Source organism: Streptomyces sp. 8N706 (assembly GCF_052245415.1).
In the GTDB taxonomy this organism is placed as follows: Bacteria; Actinomycetota; Actinomycetes; order Streptomycetales; family Streptomycetaceae; genus Streptomyces.
The window spans coordinates 22005-29864 of sequence record NZ_JBQQBW010000083.1 but is presented as its reverse complement, the minus strand read 5'-3'; the positions used below and the strand labels follow the sequence as shown (position 1 = coordinate 29864).

The following is a 7860-nucleotide window of genomic DNA, read 5'->3' as shown; positions in this document are numbered from 1 at the left end:
CCCCGGCCCGGTGTAGTCCTCGCCGTAGGCGCCCTTGGCCGGACGGCGGCGGCGCAGCGGCGGCTCGACCCCGTCCGCGAGGCGGCGGGCGGTGAGCAGGAAGCCGGTATGGCCGATCATGCGGTGGTCCGGGCGGACGGCCAGGCCTTCGACGTGCCAGGTGCGGACCATCGTTTCCCAGGCGGACGGCTCGTTGAAGGTGCCGTGCTCGCGGATCGCCTCGACGGTGCGCGCCATCTGCGTGGTCGTGGCGACATAGGCGCAGAGGATGCCGCCGGGGACGAGCGCCTTGGAGACGGCCTCCAGGCACTCCCAGGGGGCCAGCATGTCCAGGATGACGCGGTCCACGTCGGTGTCGGAGAGGTTGTCCTGGAGGTCGCCGACGGTGAGCTGCCAGGCGGGGTGGTCGCCGCCGAAATAGCGGCGCACGTTCTGGGCCGCGATCTCGGCGAAGTCGGCGCGGCGCTCGTAGGAGTGGAGCATGCCCTGGTCGCCCACGGCCCGCAGCAGGAAGGTGCTGAGGGAGCCGGATCCGACGCCTGCCTCGACGACCCGCGCCCCGGGGAAGATGTCGGCCATCGCCAGGATCTGGCCCGCGTCCTTCGGGTAGACCACGGCGGCGCCGCGCGGCATGGACAGGACGTAGTCGGGGAGCAGGGGGCGCAGCGCCAGATAGGCGACGTTCCCCGTGGTACGGACAACACTGCCCTCGGGAGCACCGATCAGCTCGTCGTGCGGGAAGGCACCCTTGTGGGTGTGGAAGCTCTTCCCGGCCTCGAGCGTGAAGGTGTAGTGGCGTCCCTTGGGGTCGGTGAGCTGGACCTGGTCCCCGACCTGGAAGGGCCCGCGACGGCGGGCGGCACCGGTCGGTTCGGACATGTGAACAGCCTACCCGGGCTCCTCTCCAGGGAACGCCACGGGATCTCAGGTGCCGGGCCGGGCCATGGCCGCGACGAAAGCGCGTTCGACGTCGGCCGTGGACAGCACGCCGTAGATCTCCCCGGTCTCCTCCACCACGAGGTACTCGGTGGCGGGCGTGGCCCGCAGCGTGTCGAGGAGCTCCTCGCCGGACAGCTCGGCCGACACCCGCATCCCGGGCCTGAGGTCCTGGGCGAGTCCGCTCACCTCGACCCAAGGGCGCCGGTGCTCGGGGACGCCGACGATGGCCGCCTCGCGGACCACGGCGGTGGGCCTGCCCTGGGCGTCGACCACGACGAGGGCGCGGGCCCCGGCTTCGTTGGCGCGGCGGAGCGCCTCGGACAGCGGGGTGTCGGAGGCGACGGGGACAGCGCGGCGGGTGAGATTACGTGCCCGCAGCTCCGGGAGGTGTTCCCGCAGCCGGGCCATCCGCAGGCTGTTGCCGGCGCCGGTCCAGATGATCGCGGCGAGGATGGCGGCGAGCAGCGCGTCGGTCAGGGTGTCCAGACCTCCGAGGTCCTGGGTCCCCTGCCCCAGGACACCGGTGTGGGTGAGCAGCGGCAGCCCGACGAGCACGGTCACGGCGAGGGCGCGGCCGGTCCAGGCCGCGGCCACGGTGCCCGTCATCGGCTTGCCGCTGAGCTTCCAGACGACGGCCCGCAGCATCCGGCCGCCGTCCAGCGGCAGGCCGGGCAGCAGGTTGAAGGCGGCGACGATCAGATTGGAGATCATCAGTCCCGCGAGCAGCACCCCGGGGACCGTGCCCGGCTCGACGGCCTGCATGGCGACGTAGAAGACGCCGGAGAGGACCAGGGAGAGCAGCGGACCGACGGCGGCGAGCACGAACTCCCGGCCGGGGGTCTCGGACTCCTTCTCGATCTCCGACACTCCGCCGAAGAACTGGAGCTGGATACGGCGGACCGGCAGCTTGAAGCGCAGGGCCGCGACCGTGTGGGCCAGCTCGTGGACCAGCACGGACGCGTAGAACGCCACGGCGAAGAACAGCGACACCAGATAGCGCAGACTGCCCAGCTCGGGCAGGACACGGTCGAGCTGGCCGCCGAAGACCCAGGTGATGAGCGCGGCGACCAGGAACCAGCTGGGGGCGACGTAGACGGGCACCCCGAAGGGCCGGCCCATGAGGAGGCCGCCGCCGGTCTCACGGGGCCTGCCCCGGCCACCGCCAGGAGGTTCCCCCAGCGGCTTGCCGCTCTCCCCGCTCTCGTCCACGGTGTCCTCTCGTCCGCATCGACCCTCGCTCCCGCTCGGTGCGATCCCACGATCGTGCGGTGCGAGGGGGTCTGTCGTCGATGGTATGCGCCTGGATGTCAGTGACGGGCCGTAGGGTCGTACGCCATGGGAACCAGCACCGAAAAGCCCTCCACCGAGCGACCGTCCTCCCTGTCGCCCTCGCGGGCGGGCGACTTCATGACCTGCCCGCTGCTCTACCGGTTCCGGGTGATCGACCAGCTGCCGGAGAAGCCGAGTGAGGCGGCGACCCGGGGCACGCTGGTGCACGCGGTGCTGGAGCGGCTCTTCGACGCTCCGGCGGCGGAGCGTACGGCCTCACGCGCCCGTTCCCTGGTCGCGGGCGAGTGGGAGCGGCTGCTGACGTCACGGCCGGACCTGGCCGAACTGTTCGCCGAGGAGACTGACGGCGGCGAGGACGGCGGCACGGAGGGGGACGGGGTGCGCGTCGCGCCCGGCCCGGAGCGGCTGGCCCGCTGGCTGAGCGAGGCGGAGCAGCTGGTGGAGCGCTGGTTCACGCTGGAGGACCCGACACGGCTGGAACCCGCGGAGCGCGAGCTGTTCGTCGAGACGGTGCTGGACTCGGGGCTCACGCTGCGCGGCATCATCGACCGGGTCGATGTGGCGCCGACCGGTGAGGTGCGGGTCGTCGACTACAAGACGGGGAAGGCGCCCCGGCCCGAGTACTCCTCGGGTGCGTTGTTCCAGATGAAGTTCTACGCGCTGGTGCTGTGGCGCCTGCGCGGGGCCGTGCCCCGCCGCCTCCAGCTGGTCTATCTGGGCAGCGGCGATGTGCTCAGTTACGACCCGTCCGAGGATGATCTGCGGGCCGTGGAGCGGAAACTGCTGGCGCTGTGGGAGGCCATCCGCCGGGCCACGGAGACCGGGGACTGGCGGCCGCGCCCGAGCAAGCTGTGCGGCTGGTGCGACCACCAGTCGTTCTGCCCGGAGTTCGGCGGCACTCCCCCGCCCTACCCGCTGCCGCTGGGCCCGGCGCCCGCCCTCCCGTCGCAGTCGGTCGCGGCGCCCGCCCTCCCGTCGCCCGCGCTCGCCCCGCCCACGCCCCCTTCGCCGGCAGACCCGTCGCCCGCGGCCTCTCCGCCATCCGGCCCGTCGCCCGCGGTCCCCCCGCAGGCCGTCCCATCGCCCGCTCTCCCGGAGGACTCCGCCGGGGACCGCCAGGGCAGAATGGGGCCGGTCTAGCAAAGGAGTTCCTGTGGCGATCCGCGTCCTACTGGTCGACGACCAGCCACTGCTGCGCACCGGTTTCCGGATGATCCTGGAAGCCGAGCAGGATCTCGCCGTGGTGGGCGAGGCCGGCGACGGGCTGCAGGCCCTCGATCAGGTGCGCGCGCTGCAGCCCGATGTGGTGCTGATGGACATCCGGATGCCGAGGATGGACGGCGTCGAGGCGACCCGGCAGATCACCGGCCCGGGGCGGGACGGTCCCGCGAAGGTCCTCGTCCTGACCACCTTCGACCTCGACGAGTACGTGGTGGAGGCGTTGCGGGCCGGCGCCAGCGGCTTCCTGCTGAAGGACGCGCCCGCCCATGAGCTGGTGCAGGCGATCCGGGTGGTCGCGGGGGGCGAGGCGATGCTCGCACCGAGCATCACCCGGCGGCTGCTCGACAAGTACGCGGAGAAGCTGCCCTCCGGTGAGGAACCGGTGCCGGACACCCTGCACACGCTGACCGACCGCGAGGTCGAGGTGCTCAAACTGGTGGCGCGGGGGCTGTCGAACGCGGAGATCGCGGCGGATCTGTTCGTGAGCGAGACGACGGTCAAGACCCACGTCGGGCATGTGCTGACCAAGCTCGGTCTGCGGGACCGGGTACAGGCCGCCGTCTACGCCTACGAAAGCGGGCTGGTGCGGCCCGGCGCACAGTGAGCGCAGGGAGCCGCCGACGGACCCGTCCCGTCCGCGGGTGATGTACCCGGCCGTGCCGCGGGGCCCGGCCCCGCCCCCGTACGTGCGGCGGCACGGCCGGGGCTCGGGCCTGCCGCGCGCACGAGGCCCGCGCCGGTTCGCGCGCCCGGGAGCGAAGGGTTACTCCTCGGAGCCCTTGCTGATCTCCCAGAAGCGGAACACCGTCGAGGCATCGAGGGTCCACTCCAGTCCGGAGATGTTCTCCCGGGCCACCGCGTACTGCTTGCCCTGCCACAGCGGCAGCACCGGCAGATCGTCCGCCACGATGTTCTGCAGCTCGTCGAAGGTGCTGTCGGTGGCCGCGCGGTTGGCCTCGCCCGCGGTCGTCGGGAGCAGCCGACCGGTGATCCGCTCGGAGTCGTAGCGGTTGGCGAGCACATTGCCCTCACCGAAGAACGGCGCGGTGAAGTTGTCCGGGTCCGGGTAGTCGGGCACCCAGCCCTTGACGTAGGCGCCGTACTTCCCGTTCTTCACGCCCTTCTCGTACTCGGGGAGGGGGACGGATTTCACCCGGGCGTCGAAGAGTCCGCTGGAGTTCAGCTGGTGGGCGAGCTCCTGGAAACCGGGCACGGTGCCGGGGCCGTAACGGGACGGGGTCGCCCAGAGCGTCAGCTTCACCTTCCCGTCGATGCCGGCGGAGCGCAGCGCGGACGCGGCCTTGGAGGTCTGCGGCCGGTCGCCGTAGGCGTCGAAGAACGCGGTGTTGTGCCCGGTGATCCCCGCCGGGATGATGGAGTAGAGCGGCTTGGCGGTGCGCTGGTAGACGTCCCGCACCAGCGCGTCGCGGTCCACGAGGTACGCGATGGCCTTGCGCACCGCGGGTCTGCCGAGTACCGGGTCCTTGACGTTGAAGACCAGGTGCTGGACCTCGGCGCTGCTGCCTTCGACGACCTCGACACCCCCCGCTTCACCGGTCGTTGAGCCCTGCAGTCCGGCGATGTCCTTCATGGCGAGGCCACGGTAGGCGAGGTCCACGCTGCCCTTCTGGACGGCGTTCTTGAGGGCCTGCTGGTCGCCACGGAAGAACTTCATCGTCATACCGGAGTTCTTGACCTCGGCGGGGCCGTGGTAGTCCGGGTTGACGGAGAACTGGGCCTCCTTCCGCGGGTCGTAGGAGTCCATCCGGTACACCCCCGAGCCCACGGCCTTGCCGTCGGTGCGCAGGGCGTCGGCCTCGTACTCGCGGTGATCCACGATCGACCCCGCGCCCGAGGCGATCTTCATGGGGAAGGTCGCGTCCGGTGTCCTGAGACGGAAGACCACGGTCCTGTCATCGGGGGTTTCGATGTCCCGGATGGTCGACAGCATCACCGCCGGGCCGGCCTCGTCGTCGATCCTCAGGGTGCGCCGGAAGGAGAACGCCACGTCCTCGGAGGTGAGACTGTTGCCGTTGCTGAACTTCAGGCCGTCCTTGAGAACGCAGCGGAAGACCTTGCTGTCGCTGTCGTCGAAGCCGCAGCGCTTGGCCGCGTCCGGCTCCGGGGTCGTGCTGCCGCGGGGGAAACTCATCAATGACTGGAAGACATTGTTGAAGAGCAGCCAGGACGCCGGGTCGTAGCCGGACGCCGGATCGGTGGACGCCACCTCATCCGTCATTCCCATGACGATCGGCTCACCGGTGCCGACCGTCTCTCCGTCATCCGACCCGCATCCGGAGAGCAGACCGGCAGCGAGCCCGGCCCCGAGCGGGGCGGCGAGCCACTGATGACGTTTCCTCACACGCACGTACTTCACCCTTTGTTCGATCTCGTTCTGCCTGATGTCCGCCGGGTGCGACGGAGGTCAGCCGCTCGCACCGCGACCCAGCTCCCAGAGCTGCAGTACGGAGGACGCGTTGAGCGCCCATTCCACACCGGTGATGTCGTCGCGGGCGGCGACGTACTGTTTGCCCTGCCACAGGGGCAGTACCGGAACCTCGTCCGCGACGATGTCCTGCGCCTTCTCGAAGTCCTCGGCGGCCGCACTGCGCTGCGTCTCCTGGCGGGTCTGCGGGATCAGCTCGGTGCGGATGGTGTCGTTGCGGTAAGGGGTGTTGAGGAAGTTGTTCCTGGAGAAGAACGGGTCGATGAAGTTGTCGGCGTCGGGAAAGTCGGGGAACCATCCCATGCCGTAGACGGCGAACTCACCGTTGGACTGGGCCGGGCGGAAGGTCTTCCACGGCCTGCCCTTGACCGACGCCTCGAACAGCCCGCTCCGGTTCAGCTGGGCTTGGAGGGTCGTGAACTCCTTGGCGGTGGCCGGGCCGTAGTGGTCGGTGGTGTAGTTGAGCGTGAGCTTCACCGGCGTGCTGATCCCCGCCTCGGCCAGTGTCCGGCGCGCCTTCCCCACATCCGGATCGCCGTACTTGTTGAAGAACGAGTTCACATGGGAACCGACACTGGAGGGGACGATCGAGTAGAGCGGCTCGGCGGTGCGCTCGTACACATCGCGCACCAGCGCCTGGCGGTCGACGACCTGTGCGATGGCCCGGCGGACGGCCGTCTCGCCCACCGTAGGGTCGTCGGTGTCGAAGCCCAGATAGCGGATCTCCTGGCCCGGCATCTCGACGAGCTCGATGTTCTCGGTGTCCCCGCGCTCCAGCCGGCCGATCTGCTCGGGCGACATGGTCCGTGTCATCAGATCGATGTCGCCCTTCTTGAGGGCATTCTCCATCGCCCCGGAGTCGGGGAGGAGCCGCATCTCCACGGTGTCGTTCTTCAGCTGGAGCCCGCCCTCGTAGTTCGGGTTCCTGGTGAAGACGGCGGAGACGACCTGGCCGTCCTTCTCCTCGGTCCTGAGGGTGTACGGGCCGGAGCCGTCCACCGCGAAGCCGTCACGCAGCTTGCGCTTCTCGTAGACCTCACTGTCCACGATGGCCGCTGCCGGGGTGGCGAGCTTGTAGGGGAAGGTCGCGTCCGGTGACTTCAGATGGAAGACGATCTTACGGCCACCCGGCGTCTCGACCGCGTCGATATTCGAAAGCAGCGATACCGGGCCGTTCGGATTCTTGATCTCCAGGGTGCGCTCGATGGAGAACTTCACGTCGTCGACGGTGAGGGCGTGGCCGTTGGCGAACTTCATACCGCCGCGCAGGGTGCAGCGGTACTGCTCATTGTTCTGGTCGGAGAAGCCGCACTGGGACGCCGCCTCCGGAATCGGCTCGCCACCGGAGCGGGGCAGCGCCATCAGCGTCTGGAAGGTGTTCCGCAGGATGTTCCAGCTGCCGGCCTCGTAGGCGAGGGCCGGGTCGAACGGCGCAGGGAAGTCCTTCGTCGCCTCGAATGCGTCCGTACTGCCGACGACGATCGGATCGGCATCGCTGCCCGCCTCGTCCGTACCGCCGCAACCGGCGAGGACGGGAGCCAACAGACCCACTACGGCCGGAAGCACCAAGATCTTGCGATTCATCGTCGGCGGTCTCCTGCGTGAGCGTCGAACCCGGGGACCATACCGACGTGGGGTGTCCTGGCCACGGGGGCTGCGGCAAAAAGTTCTCGCGACGAGATTAGTCGGCACTGCCAGCGGTACCGGAACACATAGAAGTTGAGGCAATATCACGCACCGATAACGCCTGACACCGGTCCAGCATGCGGACGTGCGGATGATCGGCGCGGCGCGGTATCAATGCGGACAGAAGGGTGCGGCGCGGGGCAGTTGAGCACCCCTGGGGGCATGCGACCCCCGGGCTGTCGAGGCCTCAGAAGGTGAGAAACGTCACTGCTTCAACGTCCGCCCAGCGCCGGTGAATGCGCCCCGAACACACACCACGGAAATGAAAGAGACCGCCG

General features: G+C 69.7%; 6 protein-coding genes. 2 read left to right on the top strand and 4 right to left on the bottom strand.

Going from position 1 to position 7860, the window contains the following annotated elements:
- Positions 1 to 879, bottom strand: an 879-nt coding sequence (locus ACTWQE_RS25240) for a tRNA (adenine-N1)-methyltransferase (protein ID WP_443331330.1), incomplete at its 3' end; no start/stop codon positions are given.
- A 45-nt stretch (positions 880 to 924) separates the two neighbouring features.
- A complete protein-coding gene (locus ACTWQE_RS25235) occupies positions 925 to 2148 on the bottom strand; it encodes a site-2 protease family protein (RefSeq protein ID WP_443331329.1) in 1224 nt (407 codons plus the stop codon).
- A 126-nt stretch (positions 2149 to 2274) separates the two neighbouring features.
- Between ACTWQE_RS25235 and ACTWQE_RS25230 the strand changes: the two genes are divergently transcribed.
- The gene (locus tag ACTWQE_RS25230; RefSeq protein WP_443331328.1) at positions 2275 to 3369 is read left to right on the top strand and encodes a RecB family exonuclease; all 1095 of its coding nucleotides are present in this window, start codon (positions 2275 to 2277) and stop codon (positions 3367 to 3369) included.
- A 13-nt stretch (positions 3370 to 3382) separates the two neighbouring features.
- Complete coding sequence (locus tag ACTWQE_RS25225) at positions 3383 to 4054, top strand: response regulator (RefSeq protein ID WP_443331327.1); 672 nt, start codon at positions 3383 to 3385, stop codon at positions 4052 to 4054.
- A gap of 159 nt (positions 4055 to 4213) precedes the next feature.
- Here ACTWQE_RS25225 and ACTWQE_RS25220 read toward each other — a convergent pair whose 3' ends face one another.
- Both ACTWQE_RS25220 and ACTWQE_RS25215 read right to left on the bottom strand, forming a co-directional pair.
- Positions 4214 to 5812 (bottom strand): ABC transporter substrate-binding protein, encoded by a 1599-nt coding sequence (locus tag ACTWQE_RS25220; RefSeq protein ID WP_443331331.1) that lies wholly within the window; start codon positions 5810 to 5812, stop codon positions 4214 to 4216.
- A gap of 63 nt (positions 5813 to 5875) precedes the next feature.
- Positions 5876 to 7480 carry an ABC transporter substrate-binding protein gene (locus ACTWQE_RS25215; RefSeq protein ID WP_443331326.1) on the bottom strand — a complete coding sequence of 535 codons (1605 nt, stop codon included), beginning with the start codon at positions 7478 to 7480 and terminating at the stop codon, positions 5876 to 5878.
- Between the last annotated feature and the right edge of the window lie 380 nt (positions 7481 to 7860).